Origin of the sequence: Pseudobutyrivibrio sp. YE44, assembly GCF_900104335.1 — a bacterium.
GTDB lineage: Bacteria > Bacillota > Clostridia > Lachnospirales > Lachnospiraceae > Pseudobutyrivibrio.
In genome coordinates, this window is sequence record NZ_FMXT01000002.1 from 519,689 (window position 1) to 543,285 (window position 23,597).

The window sequence follows — 23,597 nt, forward strand, 5'->3', positions numbered from 1 at the left end:
AGAGCAATTAACAAAGTTCTATGTATTAGCGATTAACTATTCGCTTAACAATTCGATCATATGAAAGTTCTCCACCAAATAAATCTAGGCAAGAACCTACAGTAAAGTCCATGTTGTTGTCTGAAAGATAGCTGATGAGCTCAATGTCCCCATAGTCATGAACACCACCTGCGTAGGTGATTGGAACTCTCTTGTAGCGAGAAAGAAAACCAACTAAATCTCTATCGATTCCGCTTCCTCTTCCTTCCACATCTGCTGCATGAATTAAAAACTCATCGCAGTAGAAGGCAAGTCTATCAAGGAAATTGTAGGTGATAACTTCCTTTGAGATGTTCTGCCATCTGTCAGTAACGATAACAAATTTATCATCCACTCTTGTGCATGATAAATCTAAAACAAGATGCTCTCTTCCAACTGTTTCTGAAAGACGTTTCAATGCATCATAATCAACTCGGCCATTGTTGAAAACAAATGAAGTGACTATTACGTGGCTGGCACCAGCCGAGATAAAGTCCCTGGCATTCTTATCGTCCACGCCGCCACCATACTGCATTCCTCCTGGATATGCGCTAAGTGCCTTGAGTGCCATCTCTTTCGATGTCTCGTATTCGTCTGTGCCCTTCATGTTGAGATTGATAATATGGCCTCCCCTGAGACCATCACGCTTGTAAATTTTAGCGTAGTAAGTAGCATCCTTGTCGGCAACAAAATTTTCCTTTGGATGACCATTTGTCTTTCCAAGATCTGAAAGTGTAGAACCAACAATCTGCTTGACCTTTCCATTGTGAATGTCGATGCATGGCCTAAACTGCATGTGTAAAATCCTCCTGGCCCATTATGTAATTTTATTTTGCCTCTTTAACGTGCTAAAGCAAAATTTACTTCAAATTATAACTGTCTGCCGACGTACTTTCAATAACAGTTTCGTAAAATTTCGTAGCTATTTTAAGTAAATATTCGGTATCTTTCACACCGGCAGTTTCGTAAGGTGAATGCATTGCTAGCTGAGCCAAGCCTATGTCTACGCCATTAATTGATACATGTGCATTTGAAATATTTCCAAGAGTAGAACCACCTGCAACATCAGAACGATTCACAAAAGTCTGGTATGGAACCTTTGCCTTCTTACATATTTCAGTGAAGATTCCAAAGGCCAAACCATCCGTCATATATTTCTGGTTTGCATTAAATTTGATTACCACACCTTCGTTCATATATACCTTGTTGGTTGGGTCACTCTTTTCCGAATAATTAGGATGGAGGGCGTGGGCGTTGTCAGCAGAAACCATAAAGGAATTTGCAATTGCTTCAAGAAGCTTTGAATTGTTTCCTTCCATTGCTTCGTTTATACGAACTAAAGCATCGTAAAGGAAAGTAGAATCAGCGCCCTGTTTTGTGCCACTGCCTACCTCTTCATTGTCGAAGGTAACATGAATCTGAACTGCTGAATCAGTATTCTTTGCATTAATAAGTCCCATCATTGAGCTATATGAACACTGCAAATCATCAAGGCGTCCAATTGAAATGAACTCATCCTTTGCACCCCAGATGCGACCACCGTCTCGATTATAAAGGAATAAATCCGATCCAATAATATCTTCAACCTTAAGTCCAAGTTCTTCTGCCAAAAGTTCCTTCAAATTAAACTTTTCATCCATGGAAATAAGAGGAAGTAAATCCTTTTGAGCGTTGTATTTATAGCCGTCGTTTGCTTCACGATTCATGTGAATTGCAAGGGATGGAAGCATACATAAATCCCTGTCAAAATTAACAAGCTTGGTTTCTATTGTGCCCTTTCCTGTTCTAACAATAGCTCGACCTGCAATGGAAAGAGGTCTGTCAAACCAAGGCGCCATAAGCATACCGCCGTAACGTTCTGTGTTAAGCTTCACATAGTGGCCTTCCTTCATCTCAGGCATTTCTTTGATTCTGAAGGTTGGAGAATCTGTGTGACTGGCCATAATCATAAAGCTTTTGTAAGCTTTCTTTGGCATTCTAAATGCAAGAATCGAAGAACCATTTCTGGTTACAAAATAATTGCCGCCAAGCTTGAGCTTCCAGGCATTTGCCTCTGTAAGCTCTTCAAAACCGGCAGCTAAAAATTCCTTTTTTTGATTTTCCACCACATGAAACTGTGATGGACTTTTCTCGATAAAATCAAATAAACCTCTTACTGTCTTATTCATTTTTTGCCTTTCCCTCTTTCTTTGCCTTATTTGATTTAGACTTCTTTTTTGTATCCTTTTTTATAGAATATCCAAAGGTTCCCTGTGGTCGTGTAAGACCAAAATAGGTGCCATGACTGTAAGCTAAAAGTCCAGATTTTTCCAAATCGAACTTTCCCTTTTCATCCATGTATTTTTCGTCTGCATGAACACATAAAACATCTGCCACAAACATTGTGTGACTTCCATATTCATGAACCTCACGAACCTTACACTCTATATTAACAGGTGACTCCTCTATTAATGGAACGTTTATCTCATCAGCTTCCACCTTATGAAGCCCACACTTTTCAAACTTATCTACATCCTTTCCTGATGTAACTCCACAGTAATCTGTGGCAAAGGAAATCTCTTCTGTGGTGAGATTGATTGCAAACTCACCTGTTTCCATAATCATTGGATAAGAATGTCTGCTAGGTCTAACAGATATATATGCCATTGGAGGATTGGTACAAACTGTACCAGTCCAGGCAACGGTAAGAACATTATCTTTACCATCCTTTCCTCTGCAGGTAACAAGCACTGCAGGAAGAGGATAAATCATATTTCCTGGTTTCCATTTTTGTTTACTCATAATAATCATCCTAGGTTTTCAAAAATTCAGTCGTCGGCCAAAGGCCTCCTAATACTAACAAGTCTTCGCTAAGCTCGACTTTAAGTATCACAGTCATTCATCATTTCTGAGAAAGTTCCCATGTATACATTTCCTTTTCCGAGAAGGAATTCCAAGTCGTCCATAAAAGCCTTTGTCTTTGGGTCATCTGCAAAGCCTTTGCTTTTGATTTCTTCAAGGAACTGTTCTCCAAGCTTTGAATCGATAATATAATCTTCATCCATTTCAGGGTCATCAAAGCTACGATTTTTAACATATTCCCCTCTAAACTTTTTATACTCAGCAGCCTTCACGCCATCGTATTTCATGCTATCTGTTTCGATGATACGTATGCACTCAAGCATATCCTCTGCATCGTTTAAAGCATTATGCGCAACGTAGCCTCCAAGACCACAGATAGTCTTCATATCTGCAAGAGATAAGTTTGCATCCAAGCCTCCCGTAATATCAAGGCTCACTTCCTTTTGGATGTTTTCGAAGGTGCTTATGAATTTTGCCACGCTTCGCTTTAATGGCTTTTCCAAGTTTCTGGATTCAAAATCTCGTTGGAAGTTATTTTTATCTCCACCCCATACGCAGATTTTTCCAACCTGCCACTTCTTGATTCTGTCTATAAGCTCGGTCATTACTTCTTCATAGGATGGAGCATCCTCCAATTCCTCATTTGTAAGACCAGTCAACTCTGTAATCAGCGGCGGTAACTTATGTCCTCTGGTAAGCTGCACTGTTGAATAAAATCTATCAAGCTCCTCGTGAGCTGGGTTTGTAATTACCACACCAATAGATATTACATCTTCTATAGAGCTTTTCTTAAAGCGCATGCTCAAGTATTCTGCATCTAAAAAGGCTTGGTTCTTTCCTTTAAAACCAGCAGGTGCAGTTTGACTTGGTCCCTTTATTTTATTTGTCTGTTTGGTAGTTTTTGTTGCCAATATTATCTCCAAATCTTTCTATTTCTTCTTGCCGTCAAAATAAAGTAATTGTAAGCAAGTATCTTTTCCTTATATGGTCCCTAAATTTTCCAATTCTTCGACCCATGATATTCTATCATATAATTGTGTCCAAAATAATAGGGATGGCTAAAAAGCCATCCCATATAATCATTTAGCTTCTGACAATTACTTGTTCTGTCAGTAAAAAGTCATGACCGTTATTCCTCAGATTCTTCTGAAGCCTCTGTATCCTCAGCCTCTTCTCCTTCTGAAGCTGGTGCTAAGCTTGAATCAATATCATATGCAACGTCATAGTTTTCTGATATGAATGTATTAGCATCTTCTACGCTTTCAAATCCAAAGAATTTAATGCTCCACTTTAATCTACCTGAATACTTGAAGTTTGTTCTATACTCAAATGCAGAGTGATCGTCTAGATCATAGTTATTTAAGTCGTAAGAACATTCGCCATCCTTGTTAACAGCCACATCATAGAAGGAAGCTGCACGATAGTATGTAATCTTCTCTTCTCCAGACTGCTTAGCAGATGTGATTGTAACATCAAGCTTTACAACAAAGTCAATCTTGTTACCACTGCCATCTCTGTTAAGGATAACAAAAGCAGCTGCAGTTTCTGTATTGTCAACTTTTACGCTAAGGTCACCAAGATCTGTCTTCTCTATATCATCCTTGCAAACCTCAGCTGCCTTATCGCCCATTTCCTTGATAGCCTCCTCAGATAACTGAGAAACCTTAGATACATATTCACCAAGACCTTCAACTGTAAATTCCTTTTCTGTCTCAGTTGGAATTGTGCCATAATGCTCTGCAGCGTATTCGTTAAGGTCATCTTCATGTCCTTTACCAAATGTTACCGTTACTGTATCTCCTTCTGAAAGGTCAGAAGACTTATCCAAACTGAAGGTTAAGTCGTCATACATTGTATCCTCATTTGTAACCTTAACAGAACACTGTCCCTTACCGTTAACGCCTGAGAACTCAAGAGTCATATCATCAAATGGATTGAAGGTATCAACCTGCTCAAGGCCACCTACTGTATAATTTGTATCTGTAAACTTCAGCTTAACGCCATAGGTCTTCTTAATGTAATCTGCATCAATATCCCATGTAAGTTCAACACTTTCACCGTTTGAAAGGTCTGTTTCCTTATCAAGTTCATAGTCAATGCCATCTTCCAAATCACTCATGTTATGAGGCTTATTCTTCTTGTTCGCTTTCTTGCCAAAATCCTCCATGAACTTGTCTTCGTCTATAACAACTTCTGCCTTACCCATTGTGTCGTAGCCTGAGAACTCAACACTTGTATAGTCGTTAATGTTCATAGTCTTTGAAATACTAATTCCAAAGAAGATTCCAACTACTGCTAATATAACAAAAATAACAAGTAGAATTATTGCAACTACTGGGAACTTCTTCTTTTTCTTAGCAGGTGCAGGTGGTGCCTGATTGTATACAGGCTCAGTATATACCGGCTGAGTATATACAGGTCCATTGTTAACTGGAGCTGAGTATACAGGCTCCTGTGCTGGGGCTACTGGTGTCGGCTCCTGCACTGGGGCTACTGGTGTTGCCTCCTGCACTGGCGCTACTGGTGTTGCCTCCTGCACTGGCGCTGCTGGTGTTGCCTCTTGTACTGGCGCTACTGGTGTTGCCTCAGCTACTTGAACATTTTCTTCAACTTGATTGTTTTCTGGAACTGGTCCCGCCCCCCTTACAGGCGTACCGCACTGAGCACAGAATAGATTTCCAGCCTGCAATTCTGCTCCGCACTGCTCACAAAATGCCATATATTTATCCTCCGTTTTCTATATAGTGTAAGGCCCTACAATCCGCCTTTACACACGTAAAATGAGTATAATTATTTTTAAATATAATGTCAATTTTGAGCTAGCTTCGATAGGCTCAAATAAATAATTCTTGACGCCAAGCAATTTGCATGCTAAATTTACTAAGTCTTTTAAAAAATCACATTCTTATTTTCGAAAAAAATCCCAGATTTACATCAAAAATAAAAAAGTAATAACACAAGGATTATTTTATCAATTAGCTTCCTGCAAACGTACATAGTTCGTTTTCAAATTGATAAACGCACCAATTTTGACACTCAGCATACTGTAGTGGTAATATGAGAAAAAGCTCTTTGCACTGCAATAACACATATGTGCCATCTACAGTACAAACTGAACAGGCAATACTAGATACATCACATAGTATGTGGCCGGGTCAAATTAATGACAGCAGAAGATATTTCGCATCTGCGGGACAGTAGTATAGCTACATCCTGGGGTGCGTTTTTTTATTTATAAAAAAATATTATTACTTTATAAATGGTGCGATTTTTACTATGTAGGAAAAACTCCTATAAATTAAAAAAGCCCAGACAGCTGAGCACAATCTTTTAAAATTAAGGGGATTTACTATGGATGAAAACACAATTGTAAAGAAATTGTCTCGCATAGGAATTTTAGGAAATGTGGCACTTTCTGCTTTTAAGTTGGTCGCAGGAATCATAGGAAACTCTACAGCCATGGTTTCTGATGCTATTCATTCTTTGTCTGATGTTTTTGCTACATTAATCGCATACGTAGGTGTACTCATGTCACGACAGCCAGAAGACAATGAGCATCCCTATGGTCACGAACGCCTAGAGTGTGTTGCATCCTTGTTGCTTGGCACAATACTTGCTGTAACTGGACTTGGAATTGGCTATTCTGGTGTTCATAAAATCATTTTTCCAAGAGAATTAGAAATTCCTACAATACTTCCTTTGATAGCTGCTGTTGTATCTATCTTGGTGAAGGAGGGTATGTTTTGGTACACAATGTACTATGCTAAAAAGTTAGATTCGTCAGCCTTCAAAGCTGATGCCTGGCATCATCGCTCTGACGCTATTTCTTCAGTAGGTTCGTTTATTGGTATTGGAATGGCAAAGCTTGGATTTCCTATAATGGACCCTGTAGCCAGTTTATTAATATGCTTGTGTATTTTGAAGGTGGCTTATGACATATCCAAGGACGCCTTCATAAAAATGCTAGATACCTCCTGTGGTGAGGATTTTGAACAGGAGCTTAGCAACTTTATCTTGGAGCAACCAGGCGTTGTAGGAATAGATTTATTGCATACTAGACAATTTGGTAATAGAAACTATGTGGAACTAGAAATTGCAGTTAATAGAGATATTTCCCTGGTAGAAGCTCACGATATTGCAGAAAATGTTCATGCAAGTCTTGAGAAGAATTACCCCAATATCAAACATGTAATGATTCATGTGAATCCTGCAGAAGAAAAAAATGAAGCATGTTCAGATATTGTATCGGATGCAGAACCGAATTCAGAGCCTGATACAGCATTGGCTATTGCATCAGATACAGAATTAGAAGCAACATCAGATATAGATTCTGGCATCCAAGCAGAACATATAATTAACCCTGAAAAAATGACTGAAAAGGATTCTGCAAATAATATTATCTATGAGGATAATCATTTTAAGCTATATAGTCACTCTAAGAGACTTTATCTAGAAATAGATAAAGTACATTATGAATTAGGATGTAAGCATCCTTATGATCCCATTAGCTATATTTCAGATAATCATGGCATGACAAAACTTTTTAGACCAGGATGGTATTTTTCCGATTATGATATTAATGCTCTTTTGGCAGGAAAGCCTATTAGGTCTATAACTGGCCGTGATCTTAATGCATATGATTTATGTAGACTTATGGAAACTACGATAAATAGTGAATCAGATATGAATGAAATTGGAGATTTGGAAAGAAAAACTTTCTGTTAATGTGCGTTTATCAATTTGAAAACGAATTATGTACGTTTGTAGGGAGCTAATTGATAAACGCGCAAAAATGGCCTATGCCCCCGGGGCTTAGGCCATTTTCATGATGAAAGAAGCTTAAAATCTTAGCATCTTTAGCTTTTAAATTTATCTTATTGCAAGAAGTGTTGCTAGTGAATTTTTAGCTTTTAAATCTATCTTGGAGCAAGAAGTGTTGTTAAATCAACTCCTGCGAAGCCACTAGCCTGAGCAGTGTACTCTGGATTTCCGGCATTCTTGTAGAAGTTGTAAGAAGCCTTTGCGGTGTTATCACTTCTAAGGATTCCGTTTGCAAGGCCCTGTGGTATCTCGATGATTGGGTCATCCTTTTCACGAGAAAGAATCAATCCGTCAATGTGACTGTTATTCTCAGCTACCAGGAATGCGTATGTAATAGCTGCTGCCTGAAGCTGTTCACCTTGTGATGAGGTGTAGCCCTGCTCCGCGAGCTTAACGGTACGAACTGCTCCACTTGGTGAAAGAAGGTCTGGCTGTGACAAGAAATCAGTTACCACATCAATATTGTAAACAGAGATAAACTGTGTGTTCTGACTTCTCTGTACCTTTGCTGATGGAGCCCATGCTGTAACTGAGTTAAGTGGATAGTTGTATGCATGTAAAGCAAGTCTCCAATCGATGTTGCCCTGTGCACGGATGTAATTGTTGAAGGATGTAATGAAAGATCTTGCTCCGTGTACAGTCTTCTGATTTAATGCCCACTGATGGTCAGTACAAATATAAACATTTGCATTACCATTTTCAGATTTAATTGCATTGTAAAGAATGCGGAAGGCATTTGCATATTCCTGAGTGTAAACCGCAAGATTGCCACCACAGTTCATGTAATTCCACTCATTCCAAGCATTAACCTCATTACCAATAATGAAGTTATCAACCTTAGCGTTCATACCAAAGTATGAATATCCACTCCAACGGCTGGCTACAAAAGAACCCATAGCCTCAAGGATTTCAATTCCCTCCGTAGTAGTTGCGTTTAATCCATAATAATTATGTCTACCAATTCCATCATATGCATAAGGGCTTATAAATGGCTGCTCTGCGCCCTGGTCAACCAGGAGAATCATTGTAACCTGTACACCCTGAGCATTAAGACGTCCAAGATAGTTGTCGAAAGCGGCAATATATCTTGAATTAAAGTTATATGTTTTTCCATTATAAACGTAAGGTGTTCCCTGTCCGTAGGAAATCTTTGAAAGAGGAAGAGAAACTGTTGCCTGCTTAACACCAAGGTCTGCTAGTGAACGCATACCCATGTTTACTGAGCTGGCATCACAAAGTAATCCCTTCTTTCCATTATCCATACGATATGCAGAACGTCCTGCACATGCCTCTGGATTTGAGATATACATACTGTTTGATACAGGAGTAATTGTTCCACCCTTGTTAACACAAACAGTAAACTTCTTGAACAATACAGAGTTAGCCTGTCCCTTGTTTAAAGGCACAGAGAAAGTGACATTTGCAGCCACAGGAACCTGTGCAACCTCAAGACCAGTGTTTCCTGCCTGATTTACATCTGATGCAATAAGGTGATACACACCATCATCAGATGCTGCCTGACCGGTTGTTGGAATGGTAACATTAGCGCCATCAATCAAAGCACCACCAACTGTCACAGCCACTGATGAACCAGATGACTTTTTTGCAGCCTCTGCCTTAAGCTCAGGAGCAAATGTAAAGCAAGTCGCTATTAACATCAATGATAGAGCTAAACTCGCAAGCCTCTTTGTAAATTTCATAATCCCATAATTCCTTTCATATATCATTATCGTCTAATTAACGAGGTGTGATTAGCTTTGTTAAATCTGTACCAGCAATTGCATTTGCCTGTGCGATAATATCAGGACTGTCTGCATTCTGATAGAAATCAAATCCCATCTTGTGAGAACCATCTAAGTTACATAAACCTGAATGCATTCCCTGTGCAATATCAATTGCATCATCGGATTCTCTTGAAACAACAAGACCATCAATAAGACTATTATTGTTTGCCACAAGATTTGCATATACTAATGATGCGGCCTGGAGCTGTTCACCACCAGCACTGGTGTATCCAACCTCAGAACACTTTACGGTACGAGGTGCTCCTGTTGGCGAAAGCATATCTGCCGAACACATAAAGTCTGTTAAAACATCTATATTTGCCATAGTCACATATGGAGTGCTCTGGCTATGAGAAACATTCTTGCCTGTCTCCCATGCAATTGGTGCATAAAGAGGAGCATTATATGGATGAACTGCAAGTCTCCAATCAACGTTTCCTTCACTCTTAATAATATTGTTAAGCTTAGTTACAAATTCCTTACCTGAAATATAGTAAGAAGCTTCTGATCTAGCCCACTGATGATCTATACAGGTGTAAACATTAGCGTTTGCATTTTCAGACTTGATACCGTTATACATAAGTCTGAAGGCCTTAGCATATTCCTGCATAAACACATCGTTAGAGCCACAATTCATGTAATTCCAAAGCCACCATGCATTAACCTCATTACCAATAATAAAGTTATCTACCTGACCATAACCGATTCCTGAATAATGCTTTGCAACAAAGGATGCTGCTTCCTGTATTGACTTAACACCTTCTGCTGTATTTGCATTCAAGCCATAATAATTGTGAGCGCCTAAACCGTCATAAGAATATGGATTAATGTAATTAATTGGAGTTGAATCATTAACTAAAAGAATTACATTAACCTGCATTCCCTGAGCATTATACTTGCGTACAGAGAAATCATATCCTGCTAAAGAACCAAGCTTTGCAAGATTAATATTCAAATTAACCTGTTTTGCGCCAAGCTGCTGAGGCTGATTTTTGCTTGCAACTGACTGTAACAAATCAGGTAGGATACCCTTCTTGCCATAATCCATTCTCTTAGGAGCTGCTGTAGCGCATGCCTCTGGATTTGTGATGTACATGCTATTAGAAACTGCCTTTAAAGCTCCACCACTCATAACACATACTGTAAATTTCTTAAATAGCATTGAGTTGGCAGTGCCCTTTGCAAGTGGTACTGTAAATGAAGTTGCAGCACCTACTGCAGCCTGAGCAACATCGGTTCCCTGAGGAGCTGCTTCGTTTACATCAGAAGCAACAAGATGATACATACCATCCTCAGAAGCTACTGTACCCTGAGAAGCTATAACTACATCTGCTCCCTGGATAACTGCTCCACCAATTGTAACGTTATCTTTTGCATAAGCTGTCTGTGTTGGAACAAACGCAAATGCTGTAACTACAAGGATTAGTGATAAAACAAAACTAGTGATTTTCTTTGGAAATTTCATAAACTCAAAAACTCCTTTCGAATAATCAATATCATTCTCAGCCCGTGTGACGGGACAATACTCACTATAATATAGAGTTATTAAAAAAGTGTGAAAATAATAATTAAAAGAATAATATAACACAAAGAGTTCACTGATACTCTAGAGTTAAAGAAATGTTGTTAAAGCCATATACTTCACAATACATAAAAAGAACCCCCTAAGTACCTTGTACCTAGGGGATTCCTAATTATCTATATCTTATTAGAATAAGTGATTACTCCATATGTCCATCACGATACATGGAGAACTTATCCATTGGGTAATTCTCAAGGTTCTCAAGAATCTTACGTCCATCAGCCTTGCCGATAAGACCAGTTCTAGCCTTAAGGATTTCTCTCTCAGCCTTGTGCTTAGAAGGTCCGCCTACGCAACCACCTTCACAAATCATACCCTCGATGAAGTCTGCATCAAGCTTACCGCTCTTAAGAAGCATAAGTGCCTTCTTACACTCAGCACCACCTGCACACTGCATAAGCTTAAGGTCGTCTGTATTCTGTCCACGCTCCTGCATGCACTCGATAACAGCCTTTGCAACACCGCCTGAAGATGCGAAGTGCTTACCAAATGTAGATGACTCCTGGTAGTTCTCATCTACTGGCTCGAACTCAACACCCTTAGAACGCATCATAGCACGAAGCTCACCGAATGTGATAACGTAATCTGCATTTCCTGGTACTGTCTCATCAGCAGCCTCAGACTTCTTAGCGATACATGGTCCAACGAATACTGTTACAACGTCCTCACCCTCTGTTGCCTTAAGGAAACGAGAGATAGCGCACATTGGAGATACAGTTGAAGACATGTTGTTCTCGAACTGCTCTGGGAAGTGCTTTCTAAGCATGTTGATGAAAGCTGGGCAGCAAGATGTTGTCATCTTACGTCCTTCTTCCTTAGCCTCGTACCACTCAGCTGACTCATAAGCAGCTGTCATATCTCCACCGAGACCAACTTCGATCATATCTGTGAAACCAAGCTTCTTGCATGCAGCCTTAACAGCAGCCATTGAGATATCCTCACCGAACTGTCCCTCTGTAGCAGGTGCGCACATAGCGTAAACCTTCTTGCCCTCAAGGATAGCCTTGATGATATGTACAAGATATGTCTTAGATCCGATAGCACCGAATGGACAGCTGTGGATACAGTGACCACATGAGATACACTTCTCATCATCGATTACGCAGTGACCGTACTCGTCGTAAGAAATAGCGCCAACTGGGCAAGCCTTCTTACATGGTCTCTCAAGGTGAACGATTGCCTGATAAGGACATTCCTTAGCACACATACCGCACTCCTTACACTTTGTAGGATCGATGTGCATTCTTCTCTCACCTGGAGAGATAGCACCGAACTTACAAGAGTTGAGACATGCTTTTCCAAGACAGAAACGGCAGTTATCTGTAACTGAATAAGATGCGATAGAACAGTCATCACAAGCTGGCTGGATAACCTGAACTACGTTCTTTGAATCTGGGTTTGTTGGAAGATTCTCAGCGCAAGAAAGAATAACTCTCTGTCTAACGATTTCTCTTTCCTTATAAACGCAACAACGATATGTTGGTCTTGGTCCAGGAATGATTTCGTAGCAAACAGCCTCTTTGTGCTCAGCGTCAAGCTCACCATTCCAAGCAAGCTTACAAACCTCTTCCATAATGTTGTGCTTCAAACGTACAATACTTTGATCTGAAGTAACCATATTTTTCTCCTTTTACAAAAATACTTTTAATTGCCAGTTTTTATTATTCTTAGACTTCTGTCTAAAATACCATTGAATTTTGCAATGGCCATTCCATAATTCACAATAGGAACGCCCTGCTGCTTGCAGCGCTTCGTTCTGCTTTGCATCTCGGCTTCATTAACCATACATCCGCCGCAGTGAACTACAAGCTTATACTTTGTTAAATCCTCAGGAAAATCATTTCCAGAGGTAAACTCAAATCTCACATCCTTGCCAGTGAAGTTTTTAATCCAACCTGGAAGCTTTACCGTACCTATGTCGTTACATTGACGATGATGGGTACAAGCCTCAGAAATGAGAACTGTATCATTATCTTCAAGCTTTTCTAGAGCTGCTACACCTTCCAGCTGTGTGGCAAGGCTTCCTCTGTAGCGCGCCATCAAAATACTAAAGGATGTAAGTTCTATTTCCTCAGGTACGATTTTTGATACCTGCTGAAAAGCCTGTGAATCAGTGATTACCAGTGAAACCTTGCTATTTTCCTCAAGAGCTTCACGAAGCTCTTCTGGCTGACAACAAATAATCTTGCAATTGTTGTCAAGCAGGTCTCTGAGAACCATCTGTTGAGGAAGAATTACTCTTCCCTTTGGAGCAGATTCGTCGATTGGAATTACCAGGACAACTGTACTTTTCTCCTGCACCAAATCTGCAACTAAAACCTGTTCCTTTTCTTTTATCTGTGGAAGCAACTTAATCAAGGCTTCCTTTACTGAGCTCATATCATCGCTAGTGGCATCTAAATAGATAAGCTGCTCATCAGATGATATCTCATTAAAGCTGTGCCCCTCTGCCTCATCCACATGATTTTCAATTATTATATGAGGAAGCTTTCTTTCTTCAACTATCTTGATGAAATCAGCCTCTTCTTCTGTAAGAGTTTGGTTTCTGGCATCTAACACCAGTACCACAATATCTATCTCATCAAGGATGCGATAGGTTCTGTGTTTGCGAAGTTCTCCAAGCTCTCCCTCATCATCAAAACCAGCTGTATCGATGATTACCACTGGGCCAATTGGAAGAATCTCCATGGCCTTTTTAACCGGATCAGTGGTGGTACCTTTGTGGTCTGACACAAGTGATACTGGCTGATTGGTGAGCTTATTAACTATGCTTGACTTGCCAGCGTTCCTAATTCCGAAAAAACCTATGTGAGTACGCTGACCGCTTGACACATCATTCAAAGTCATTTTACACCTCATAAGTCACCTGCGGTGACAGCTTCTCCTCAAGAAGAAGCCTATTGTATTATAGTAAAAATATTTGTATATTTAATGACTAAAATCTGAAATCTCTACGATTAGAATTCTTAATAGCCTCGATATTTTCCTCAGCCGTCTTTCTGACATTTTCCTTTGGAATCTTCTTAAGCTCTTCCTCAATCATCTTGTAACCAACCTTCTTTGTTTCCTCAGAAGCGTAATCAACAAGATACTCTGTAAGAGTCATCAAAGCGTTTGGATGACAACAGTTGATAATCTGACCCGTCTTGCAAAGAGACATGAAACGATCTCCAGTACGTCCTGCACGATAGCATGCTGTACAGAATGAAGGAATATGACCTGTCTCCATAAGCCACTTAACAACCTCATCAAGAGTACGCTGATCAGAAACATCGAACTGCTCTGTGTCGTGAGGTCTTTCTTCCTCTGTGTAGCCACCAACTGATGTACGGCTGGCACCAGAAACCTGTGAAATACCAACCTGAAGCATCTTGCGACGAACCTCCTCAGACTCACGAGTAGAAATAATCATACCTGTGTAAGGAACAGCGATTCTGATACAAGCTGCAATCTTTGTGAACATCTCGTCTGGAATAGAGTTGTCAAATACATCTGGATCAATATCATCAGCATGCTTTACACGTGGAACTGAGATAGTGTGTGGGCCAACCCCATGAACTGCCTCAAGATGCTCTGCATGCATAAGAAGACCAGCGAATTCGTACTTGTAGCTCTCAAGTCCAAAAAGAACACCAAGACCTACATCGTCGATTCCACCTTCCATAGCACGGTCCATTGCCTCTGTATGATATGCATAATCATGCTTTGGACCTGTAGGATGAAGCTCCTCATAGCTCTTTTTATTGTAAGTCTCCTGGAAGAGGATGTATGTTCCAATACCTGCATCCTTGAGCTTGCGATAGTTTTCAACTGTTGTAGCAGCAATATTGACATTGACACGTCTGATATCGCCATTTTTATGATGAATGCTATAAATTGTGTTGATGCACTCTAAGATGTACTCGATAGGATTGTTTACTGGATCCTCACCTGCCTCAATAGCAAGTCTCTTGTGACCCATGTCCTGAAGTGCAATAACCTCAGCCTTAACTTCTTCCTGAGTAAGCTTCTTACGGCCGATATGCTTATTCTTTAAGTGATATGGACAATATACACAGCCATTTACACAATAATTTGAAAGATAAAGTGGTGCAAAAAGCACGATACGGTTGCCATAGAAAGCATCCTTGATTTCCTGTGCAACCTGATACATCTTCTCAATGTACTTTGGTTCTTCGCAGGCAAGAAGTACTGATGCCTCACGGTGAGTAAGACCGCTACATACACATCCCTCTGCTGTCTTTACTGGACGAGCCTTTTCCAAAAGCTGTTCAATAAGTTCAAAATTGTTTTTGTTGGCCTCAGCATAGGCAATTGTATCAAGGATTTCCTGATTGTCTATGAACTCCTCAGCCTTTAGAGAATTTACATTGTACATTTATACTACCTCTTTTCTATTAAAAACCTGCCCTGTTACCAACATCTTCAACGATTTCATATCCGATAGAGGATATACGATTTTTAAGACAGTTAACGCACTCTGCTGCTTCTTCGCCGGTACAAATTTTGTTGTCGTACAAGGTGTATTTCTTACGAACATTTACCGGAGAAAGATTAGGCATTACAACATTGGCACCAGCCAGGATGCCCTTTTCGCGCCCCTGTGGGTGTATAGTGCCAAGTGCTGTAGTTGCAGGTAATAACACCTGCGGATAAATGATTCTAATAAGGGATAAGCACAACAATGTGGTTTCTAAGGTGCCACTCTTTTCTTTTGAAAAAGGTGTATCCTTATGGCTGATAAACGGCCCGATACCACACATATCTGGCTTAAATTCCTCAACAAACTTTAAATCCATAGCTAGGTCATAAGGTGTCTGACCTGGGGATTCCACCATAAATCCTGCTCCCACTTGATAGCCTATCTCTTTTAATGTCTTGAGACAAGTCATTCTGTTCTCCCAAGAGAGATTCTCTGGGTGAAGCTTTGCATAAAGCAGTGGATTGGCGGTTTCATGTCTAAGTAAATATCTATCTGCCCCAGCGTCAAAATAAGCCTGATAGCTTTCTCTTGAACGCTCACCTATTGAAAGTGTAACCGCAACATCTGGATGCGCCTTTTTAATTGAGCGGACAATATCACAAACGTCCTGATCAGAAAAAGCGAAATCCTCGCCTCCCTGCAGGACTACTGTCCTATAGCCCAATTTATAACCCGTATCTGCACATTCCATAATGTCCGATTTGGACAAACGATATCTCTCACATTGATTATTATCTCGCCTGATTCCACAGTAATAACAATTATTTCTGCAGAAATTCGTAAACTCCACTAAGCCACGAGTAAACACCTTGTTTCCATAATACTGTTTCTGATATGCACGTGCATACTCAGCCGCAAGCTCCATAAGCTCACCGTCAGCATTCTTCAACAAGTACTCGTATTCCTCAACTGAAAGCGAATGATTAATATTTAGTTCATCAAGTAATTTCTTTGAATCTAAATCCATATCCTATTAATGAGAAAATATATCGTTTATTTTTTCACAAAGTATACTATATCATAATTTAACTAGGGTTAAAGTTTTATTTTCAATACAAAAAGCTACTATATTCTAGGATACTTTCCGCCTCCACCTTCCCCTATTCTCTTGCCACCCTCTGGCAGCCTCTTTTTCTATTATAACTCCATCTCTCCTCCTCTGCACACCCCGCAGCCACACAGTCAGGGCCTCAGTACTTTTGTGGGCATGATTGCCGGAGAATTTTGCATTTTCTTAATGCTACAAACGGGCTTTCAGTAGGTGTCTTTTCGTTGGTGTTGCACTTTGAAGCTACTGTATGTATTGCACAGACACTAGAAGTATTCATTAATTCTCCTATCAGCTATATACATATTAAGTGTCTTCATACTCCATTCACCAAGTGGAATTAACTAAAAAATAGTGTGTGTCTGTGCAATACATACTGTAGCGACAAAAGTGCAATGAATCGAAAAGACGCCTACAATAAAGAAAGCGCAGTGTAGCATTTAGAAAATGCAAATTCTTTGGCTTTGCCACAAAAGTACTGAGGCCCCGACCGTGTGGCTGCGGGGGCGTGCCTAGAGCTGGGATGAAGTTTTAGTGAATATAGGGAGGCTGCCAGAGGGTGGCCTGGGGATATGGGAAGGTGGAGGCGGATGTAGGTACTGGGGTAGCTTTTTGTACAAAAAAGACGTAACAACTCTCCCAAATTGTTACGTCTTTAGTGGCATTTGAATATTACTTTTTAAGATTGGCTTTAACTTGCCTTCTTGTGTGGTAATTCTCTACCATTGTTCTGAAAATTCTCATTTTCAAAATCAACACCTTCATAACATGCTACCTCATCATCTTTTTCCGCAGTTTATTTGAACTAAATAAATTGTGTCTTTATTGTGAACATGCCCTTCACGATTATCACTTTACCATTACTTACAGTAACAAACAAGGCCTTGGCAAGATTATCTTCTTTTTGGCAAAAAGGAAGCAACCTGAAACCTCCAAGTTGCTTCCTAATAATTGTTTTATTGATTTAATTTATCGATAATTTTTGCTGCACGATGACGCTTTATCTCAAGGATGGCAACACCTCCACCTGCTACAAAAACACCTGCCAATCCAACGAACCATCTGCTTCTTTCCATTAATCCAGAAAGTGTAATTCCAAGAGGTGTGTCCTCATCTGGAATCTCGATGACAATCTTTGGAACGGAAGATGGCTTCTTCTTTGTTTCAGAAGAATCCTTACCTGAGGAGATAGCAGAATTATCAGCCTCATTGGAAGCGTCAAACTGGGCTACCATATTGCTTCTTGCATATCGGCCAACAGTTGTTACCTCTGTAACTTCAGGAGCCTCTGTGACTTCTTCGGTAAGCTCTTTTTCTATATCCTGCTCAAGAGTGTTTATCTGAGCAAGACTATAGGTTCCAGAAACCATCGATGTAGATTCCTCTTCAGTCTGAAGTTGACTGCCTGGATTAAGCTTTGCAGCGAATCTTGAAGTAAAGATATCCTTGGCTTCTGTAAGGGAATTCTTTGCTTTTTCAAGATTGTCCTTGGCCAATCCGTAGGTTTCCTTGGCTGAATTCAACTGCATTTCCAAACGGATAATATTTGTCATGGAAATAACTGTGCCAGTGTTATCAAGAGTGTCTAAGCGCTGTTGGATTTCTGCCACCTTTTCGCTAGCTGCCTGGTACTGATTCTTGGCATCCACAACGGATTTGATAAGGTTATCATAAGCTGTAACCTTTGCTCTTGCACCTGAAACATAGGAGGTGTAGTCTGTGGAGTCGTCCATCCATAATGGGCTGCCGGTGTCAGTAAACTTTTTATCAAGCCTTGAATAAACCTTGGCAGAATATGTGCCCACTGTTTCATATTGGCGCTCTGCTGATTTGTAGCTTGTATTCCAATCGTCGTTAAAGGTAAGGTCTACCTTGTATTCTTCTCGGTCTGGAGTGAAGCTTTTCTGTACGAGCCTTTGTGCCGCAGCAACAGATGAACTGCGTGTAGCAGTCTTCATGGTTCGAACACTATCATACACCCCATCATACTCAAACAGTGGAAGGTAAGTTGTGTTGTCAATCTCGACTTTGCCATTTAGCTTTTCTGCTTCTTCCTTATTTAGAACTACAGGCTGGCCTGTAACATCGTTGTATTGATATGTAAGTTCCTTGGTGTATAACTGAATCTGGCCAGTTGCTTCATCAACCACATATCCATAATTGGCATTTACTGTTCTAAGGACGTTGCCACTTTCGTCAGTAATATCGTAGCTTACCTGAAGGAGGCCTTCCTCATCAGTGGTCACAGATGAGAAGTTTGAAATCTTCTGACCTTCCTTGAGCTCCTCCGTAGTTGGTATGTAGTAATTCTCCAAAACAGCTGTAACATACTTTACTGTGTCAGCAGATTTATTATCCTCTGCTGCAAGTAAAGCATCAACACCTGCATCTGTCAGCTCTGTTCTGGCTTCGCTAAGCTGCTTTTCAAGCTCCTGAAGCTTTGTCTGAATTGCCTCTAAGGATTCGTTTGCAGAAACCATCTCCTCTTTGGCTGTGGCAACATTGCTGTTGTAGGCTGCAAGTGCAGTATCGTAATCGTCCTTGGCAGCAGTATAATCTGCCATTGCCTGGTCGTATTTTTCTGTAGCAGAATCAAAGGCTGTGGTTGCTTCCTCAACAGTCTTTGTTGTATCGGCAATAAGAACCTCAGCATCTGTCTTTGTTGTGGAATCTTGAGCTACAACAATGACTGCATTTTCTGCATCAACGGCTGCCTGACTTGTGGTCTCCTGTACTGCGGATGAAACCTCACCAGCATCAGTGGTAGCTTGATCAACCTGCCCAACTGCATTCTCCATAGCTTCTGCAGCCTTGGCTACATTATCTGTAGACACACAAGTAGAATCCACCGCATCTTTCGCCAAAGTCTCTTCCTTAGATATATCATCAACCTGCTGTTCATACTGTCCATCAAGGGCTTCTTCACCAGCAGAGTCCTTAAGATTCTCGCTTACGCCGGAATTATTCAATTGTTCTGATAAATTGGAAACATCATCCGCCACGTCTGTTTCACTGGAACTTGCGATTTCCTGCTCCTGGACCTCTTCCTTTACGTCCACCTCATCCTCAGCTTCCATGGCATATGCGGTTAAACTGACAGGTGAGGATAATAATAGAGCAGATAAACCCATGGACATGGCTTGAATTTTACGATTTCTCATAAACAATTTGTCCTTCTTAGTTTAGCGTCTCCCTATAGTTACCCTAATTTTTATAGTGTATTTCGTTATATACTTTAACAAAACCAGAAGAAGACGCAATACGTTTGGCAAAAACTGACGTTTTTTGACAAAAAGTATTGCGTCTTCCAATATTTTACTAGACTCTATTAAATTTTTGAGGATTTTAAAAATCTTCTAAATCTTAATTCTCACTATGGATTATAAATCTCTATTGAGCATTGAAAAGATAGTCCTGAATCTTCTGTTTTATATCTGCAACCTTCTTTGCTGATATAGGATAAACAGTTCTGTCATCCAAGTACACATCCGCTCCATCAACTCTATCTATGAAATCCATGTTCACGATAATACCTCTGTTGATCATTATGAAGCGTCTATCTGAACCTGCCATACTTAGGAACTCTCCGGAGGTTAGTCGCACTCTAGAGGTTGTTCCGTCATCCTTGTGAATCTCAAGATAATGGCCGTCTGTGGTTACAGAAATAATATTCTTCAGATAAATTCTCTCATCCACAGCACCCACAGAAATCTTTATGAAAATTGCATCTATAGGTGTGTGTTCCACAATTTCAGAAATCAACAAATCAATTCTTTCAATTGTAAATGGCTTTGTAATGTAATCAAAAGCATGGAGCGAGAATGCATCTGGATAATGTCCATCAGATGCAGTCATAAAAATTAGAAATGTTCGTTCAGAAAGTTCACGAAGCTTTTTTGCTGTTTCGATGCCATCCATATCTGGCATAAAGATGTCCATAAAAACGATGTCGAATCGACGGTCCTTTAAGGCCTCTATAAAAGCTGGGCCTGATTCAAACTCTTCCACATCAAACTGAAGAGTTCTTGCACTAGCGACCTTTTCTACCATCATTTTCAGCTGCATTCTAAATAAGCCTTCATCATCAATAACTGCTACTCTCATCTTGCCTCCCCGTATGCAAAGTCGCATATTTCTTCTTATTTGCTATAATACCACAAATTTATCTGTATGATAATGAAAATTGTATAAACATTATATATAATATTAATGAATATTATTTGTAACTGTTAAAATATATAACGATACATACACAATTAAGGTGAACATAATGGCTTTTATCAAAGACTTCATGATATATATTAATATTATACTTTTAATCGGCGGAACCACCTCTATACATCTCGGTTGCAGTTTCCTGACTCGTGAGAAAAATACAAAGGGATTCTTTAAATATGCGGTCTTCCTTCTTGCTTTAGGAAATGGACTATGCTCAATCGGTTATGCCACAATGTCACTAAGTTCCAATATAACCTACGCCTATCTATTTAGAGTTCTGGGATTAGCCGGCATTGATATCTATATTCTTGCAGAAGTCATTCTAATCACCAGCTGTTTAGGTATTAGTCGCGCTGCAGAAATATTTATTATTGTGGTGACGATTCTTGCGGACTTGCTGGATATCTTTATCTATGGACATCCTGACACCCTGACCTTCGTCAGATATGACAACTACACAATCTATGTCAGCAACGACCCTTATCGATACCTTTTCCATATTTGCTATATGGTTGTCATCGCAATTTGCCTTTTATCAATTGGTGTCATTTGGGCTTTAAAGGTAAAGTACCGTCGTGATAAACGACTTGTATTCTTTGCCTTTTTATCTAATTTCATTTTTGCGGCTTCATCAATTCCGGACTTTTTTATAGCCATGCATGATGTACCGTTTATTCATGCCTTTTATTGCGTTGGTGTGTTCCTGGCATTCTCTGTTTTCTATCTTTCTGCCAATAATTACATGGTATTTTATATTACCGTCAACAGTATAAGTAGAGATATTTTTTCCACCTTAGGAACAGGACTTCTTGTATTTGACACTAACTACCATTTGAATCTTTCAAACGACTACGCAAACAAGCTTTTAGGCTTGGATAAAGAACCTCACCGCATTCGTCTTAAGGAAATTTTTGACCTGCAAAGTGGCGAGCCAATGAAGATGTTTAATGAATCCAAGGAAGGTATCGCCATCGATTATCGTCTTACTGCCAACGTAACAAAGAAAGTTGTACTGGTAAACTTCTCCTGCAAAATGGATAAAAACAACCAGCCAATGTGTTACATCCTTATTGCCACAGATCTTACAGAGGAAAACAGACTGATTGAAGAAGCTCAGGCAGCCAACAATGCCAAGAGTAATTTCCTAAGCAACATCTCCCATGAGATTCGTACACCTATTAATGTTATTTCAGGTATGAATGAGCTGATTCTTAGAGAGTGCTCAGACCCAACCATTCTAAAATATGCTGATAACATAAATGTTGCCTCTAGAAATCTTACTTCGCTTATAAATGACGTTTTGGATTTCTCGAAAATTGAATCTGGTAAGCTGGAGCTGGTTACCGACGACTTTAACATAGGGGAAGTTTTAAATGACAGCTACAACATGTTCTTAAATCTTACCCAAAACAAGAAGCAGAACTTTTATCTGGATTGCAACCAGGCCACCCCAAGCATTTTAAGAGGTGACGAGGTTCGTCTGAAACAGATTCTCACGAACCTTATTTCAAATGCTGTTAAGTACACTCCTGAATATGGAACCATTAACATTTTGGTAAACTTCGAGGCAATTGGAAGAGATAAGATTAATCTCATTATGGCGGTAAAAGACAGTGGAATAGGTATCAAACCAGAGGATATACCAAAGTTGTTTTTGAATTTCCAACGCTTTGAGCTTTCTAGAAATAATACAATTCAAGGAACGGGACTTGGTCTTGCCATTGTAAAAAATCTTACTGAACTTATGCATGGAACCATCGATGTAGATAGTACCTACGGCAAAGGCTCGACCTTCACCTTAAAAATACCATTTGAGGTTTATGATTACGCTCCGGTAGGTGAAACCAAAGAGCGCTTCAGCGCTGGTTCTGGTGAGAAATACCAAGAAAGCTTTACTGCCAAGGATGCTCGTCTTCTTACCGTGGATGATGTTCAGATGAACCTGGATGTCTTTACCGGTCTTTTGAAAAAGACTGGCGTGAAAATTGACTGCGCTTTAAATGGCAAAGATGCTTTGGAATTAATGAAGCATAATAAATACGATATTATTTTCTTGGATCATATGATGCCAGAGATGGATGGCATAGAAGTTTTAAAGAAGCTTAAGGATGATGTTAACGGACCAAACCTTCATACTCCTGTCATCATGCTTACAGCCAATGCAACCATGGGTGCCGACAGAAAATATTTAGCGGATGGCTTCGACGATTATTTATCAAAACCAATTCGTCCGCTATCGCTTGAAAATATGGTAGTCAAATATTTACCTAGCGATAAGTATCAACTTAGTTCAGATACAAATATCGTAAATACGAATTCAGATACATCGACACCAAAGAACAAAGAGCTGTTTGACAAACTAGACTTTCTCGATACAAAGGCCGGACTAGAATTTGCTGCCGGTGATGAAGATTTTTATATTCAAATTCTTCAGCGCTTTGTGACTGACAACAAGTGCAAGGCCCTTCAGGAATACTTTGAAAATGAGGATTGGCCAAACTATAAAATTGCTATCCACTCTATTAAGGGAACCTCTCTTACCATCGGCGCCACCGAGCTTTCGGTGATTGCCAAGGCTATTGATGCAGCGGTGAAGGAAGAAAACTACGATTATGTGAAGGAGCATCATGCTGAGGTACTGGAGAAGTATGGGGAGTTGATTGAGAAGATGAAGGGGGTTGTGTGACAGGAACGGGAAGAACGGGAAGAACAGCCCATTTGAAAATCGCCTTCGGCGATGGGCTGTTCGTGGCAAATAAAAAGCAGCTAGCATAAATGCTAACTGCTTTTATATTTGCTGAT

15 protein-coding genes and 1 riboswitch are annotated in these 23,597 nt (G+C 39.9%); of the genes, 2 read left to right on the top strand and 13 right to left on the bottom strand.

Going from position 1 to position 23,597, the window contains the following annotated elements; translation table 11 throughout:
• Positions 1–25 precede the first annotated feature (25 nt).
• The 5 genes from hisA to BLR54_RS06485 all read right to left on the bottom strand — a co-directional run bounded on the left by hisA (position 26) and on the right by BLR54_RS06485 (position 5,578).
• The gene (hisA, locus tag BLR54_RS06465) at positions 26–814 is read right to left on the bottom strand and encodes a phosphoribosylformimino-5-aminoimidazole carboxamide ribotide isomerase (RefSeq protein WP_090418384.1); all 789 of its coding nucleotides are present in this window, start codon (positions 812–814) and stop codon (positions 26–28) included.
• Positions 815–878: 64 nt separating this feature from the next.
• Entirely contained in the window at positions 879–2,186 is a 1,308-nt protein-coding gene (locus BLR54_RS06470) for a M18 family aminopeptidase (protein WP_090418386.1), read from the bottom strand.
• A complete protein-coding gene (locus tag BLR54_RS06475; protein WP_090418388.1) occupies positions 2,179–2,799 on the bottom strand; it encodes a flavin reductase family protein in 621 nt (206 codons plus the stop codon). Before BLR54_RS06475 ends, BLR54_RS06470 begins: the two co-directional genes overlap by 8 nt.
• A gap of 80 nt (positions 2,800–2,879) precedes the next feature.
• Positions 2,880–3,770 (bottom strand): exonuclease domain-containing protein, encoded by an 891-nt coding sequence (locus BLR54_RS06480; RefSeq protein WP_090418391.1) that lies wholly within the window; start codon positions 3,768–3,770, stop codon positions 2,880–2,882.
• A gap of 218 nt (positions 3,771–3,988) precedes the next feature.
• Complete coding sequence (locus BLR54_RS06485) at positions 3,989–5,578, bottom strand: zinc ribbon domain-containing protein (protein WP_090418393.1); 1,590 nt, start codon at positions 5,576–5,578, stop codon at positions 3,989–3,991.
• A gap of 383 nt (positions 5,579–5,961) precedes the next feature.
• Positions 5,962–6,059, top strand: a riboswitch (NiCo riboswitch).
• Between the two features lie 151 nt (positions 6,060–6,210).
• Here BLR54_RS06485 and BLR54_RS15215 point away from each other — a divergent pair.
• Positions 6,211–7,584 (top strand): cation diffusion facilitator family transporter, encoded by a 1,374-nt coding sequence (locus BLR54_RS15215; protein WP_090418396.1) that lies wholly within the window; start codon positions 6,211–6,213, stop codon positions 7,582–7,584.
• A 191-nt stretch (positions 7,585–7,775) separates the two neighbouring features.
• Here the strand turns inward: BLR54_RS15215 and BLR54_RS06495 are convergent, their stop codons facing one another.
• The 8 genes from BLR54_RS06495 to BLR54_RS06530 all read right to left on the bottom strand — a co-directional run bounded on the left by BLR54_RS06495 (position 7,776) and on the right by BLR54_RS06530 (position 20,681).
• A complete protein-coding gene (locus BLR54_RS06495; RefSeq protein ID WP_143008404.1) occupies positions 7,776–9,380 on the bottom strand; it encodes a DUF5722 domain-containing protein in 1,605 nt (534 codons plus the stop codon).
• Positions 9,381–9,417: 37 nt separating this feature from the next.
• The gene (locus tag BLR54_RS06500) at positions 9,418–10,929 is read right to left on the bottom strand and encodes a DUF5722 domain-containing protein (RefSeq protein WP_090418399.1); all 1,512 of its coding nucleotides are present in this window, start codon (positions 10,927–10,929) and stop codon (positions 9,418–9,420) included.
• Between the two features lie 256 nt (positions 10,930–11,185).
• Entirely contained in the window at positions 11,186–12,664 is a 1,479-nt protein-coding gene (locus BLR54_RS06505; protein WP_090418400.1) for a 4Fe-4S dicluster domain-containing protein, read from the bottom strand.
• A 26-nt stretch (positions 12,665–12,690) separates the two neighbouring features.
• On the bottom strand, positions 12,691–13,893 hold the full coding sequence (hydF, locus tag BLR54_RS06510) for a [FeFe] hydrogenase H-cluster maturation GTPase HydF (RefSeq protein ID WP_090418403.1): 1,203 nt from the start codon (positions 13,891–13,893) through the stop codon (positions 12,691–12,693).
• An 88-nt stretch (positions 13,894–13,981) separates the two neighbouring features.
• Positions 13,982–15,424 carry a [FeFe] hydrogenase H-cluster radical SAM maturase HydG gene (gene hydG / locus BLR54_RS06515; RefSeq protein ID WP_090418406.1) on the bottom strand — a complete coding sequence of 481 codons (1,443 nt, stop codon included), beginning with the start codon at positions 15,422–15,424 and terminating at the stop codon, positions 13,982–13,984.
• A 19-nt stretch (positions 15,425–15,443) separates the two neighbouring features.
• Entirely contained in the window at positions 15,444–16,496 is a 1,053-nt protein-coding gene (hydE, locus tag BLR54_RS06520) for a [FeFe] hydrogenase H-cluster radical SAM maturase HydE (protein WP_090418408.1), read from the bottom strand.
• Positions 16,497–17,533: 1,037 nt separating this feature from the next.
• A complete protein-coding gene (locus tag BLR54_RS06525; protein WP_090418410.1) occupies positions 17,534–19,738 on the bottom strand; it encodes a hypothetical protein in 2,205 nt (734 codons plus the stop codon).
• Between the two features lie 229 nt (positions 19,739–19,967).
• Entirely contained in the window at positions 19,968–20,681 is a 714-nt protein-coding gene (locus tag BLR54_RS06530) for a LytR/AlgR family response regulator transcription factor (protein ID WP_176761872.1), read from the bottom strand.
• Positions 20,682–20,847: 166 nt separating this feature from the next.
• On the opposite strand from BLR54_RS06530, the gene BLR54_RS06535 reads away from it, so the two are divergent.
• Positions 20,848–23,481: a hybrid sensor histidine kinase/response regulator gene (locus tag BLR54_RS06535; protein WP_090418414.1), complete on the top strand. Its 2,634-nt coding sequence runs from the start codon at positions 20,848–20,850 to the stop codon at positions 23,479–23,481.
• Positions 23,482–23,597: the final 116 nt, after the last annotated feature.

Coding starts and splice junctions, on each gene's coding strand:
- BLR54_RS06485 (WP_090418393.1), bottom strand. CDS start 5,578: ATGGCATTTTGTGAGCAGTGCGGAGCAGAATTGCAGGCTGGAAATCTA.
- hydE (WP_090418408.1), bottom strand. CDS start 16,496: ATGGATTTAGATTCAAAGAAATTACTTGATGAACTAAATATTAATCAT.
- BLR54_RS06500 (WP_090418399.1), bottom strand. CDS start 10,929: ATGAAATTTCCAAAGAAAATCACTAGTTTTGTTTTATCACTAATCCTT.
- BLR54_RS06495 (WP_143008404.1), bottom strand. CDS start 9,380: ATGAAATTTACAAAGAGGCTTGCGAGTTTAGCTCTATCATTGATGTTA.
- BLR54_RS06475 (WP_090418388.1), bottom strand. CDS start 2,799: ATGAGTAAACAAAAATGGAAACCAGGAAATATGATTTATCCTCTTCCT.
- BLR54_RS06525 (WP_090418410.1), bottom strand. CDS start 19,738: ATGAGAAATCGTAAAATTCAAGCCATGTCCATGGGTTTATCTGCTCTA.
- BLR54_RS06535 (WP_090418414.1), top strand. CDS start 20,848: ATGGCTTTTATCAAAGACTTCATGATATATATTAATATTATACTTTTA.
- BLR54_RS15215 (WP_090418396.1), top strand. CDS start 6,211: ATGGATGAAAACACAATTGTAAAGAAATTGTCTCGCATAGGAATTTTA.
- BLR54_RS06505 (WP_090418400.1), bottom strand. CDS start 12,664: ATGGTTACTTCAGATCAAAGTATTGTACGTTTGAAGCACAACATTATG.
- BLR54_RS06530 (WP_176761872.1), bottom strand. CDS start 20,681: ATGAGAGTAGCAGTTATTGATGATGAAGGCTTATTTAGAATGCAGCTG.
- hydF (WP_090418403.1), bottom strand. CDS start 13,893: ATGACTTTGAATGATGTGTCAAGCGGTCAGCGTACTCACATAGGTTTT.
- hisA (WP_090418384.1), bottom strand. CDS start 814: ATGCAGTTTAGGCCATGCATCGACATTCACAATGGAAAGGTCAAGCAG.
- BLR54_RS06470 (WP_090418386.1), bottom strand. CDS start 2,186: ATGAATAAGACAGTAAGAGGTTTATTTGATTTTATCGAGAAAAGTCCA.
- hydG (WP_090418406.1), bottom strand. CDS start 15,424: ATGTACAATGTAAATTCTCTAAAGGCTGAGGAGTTCATAGACAATCAG.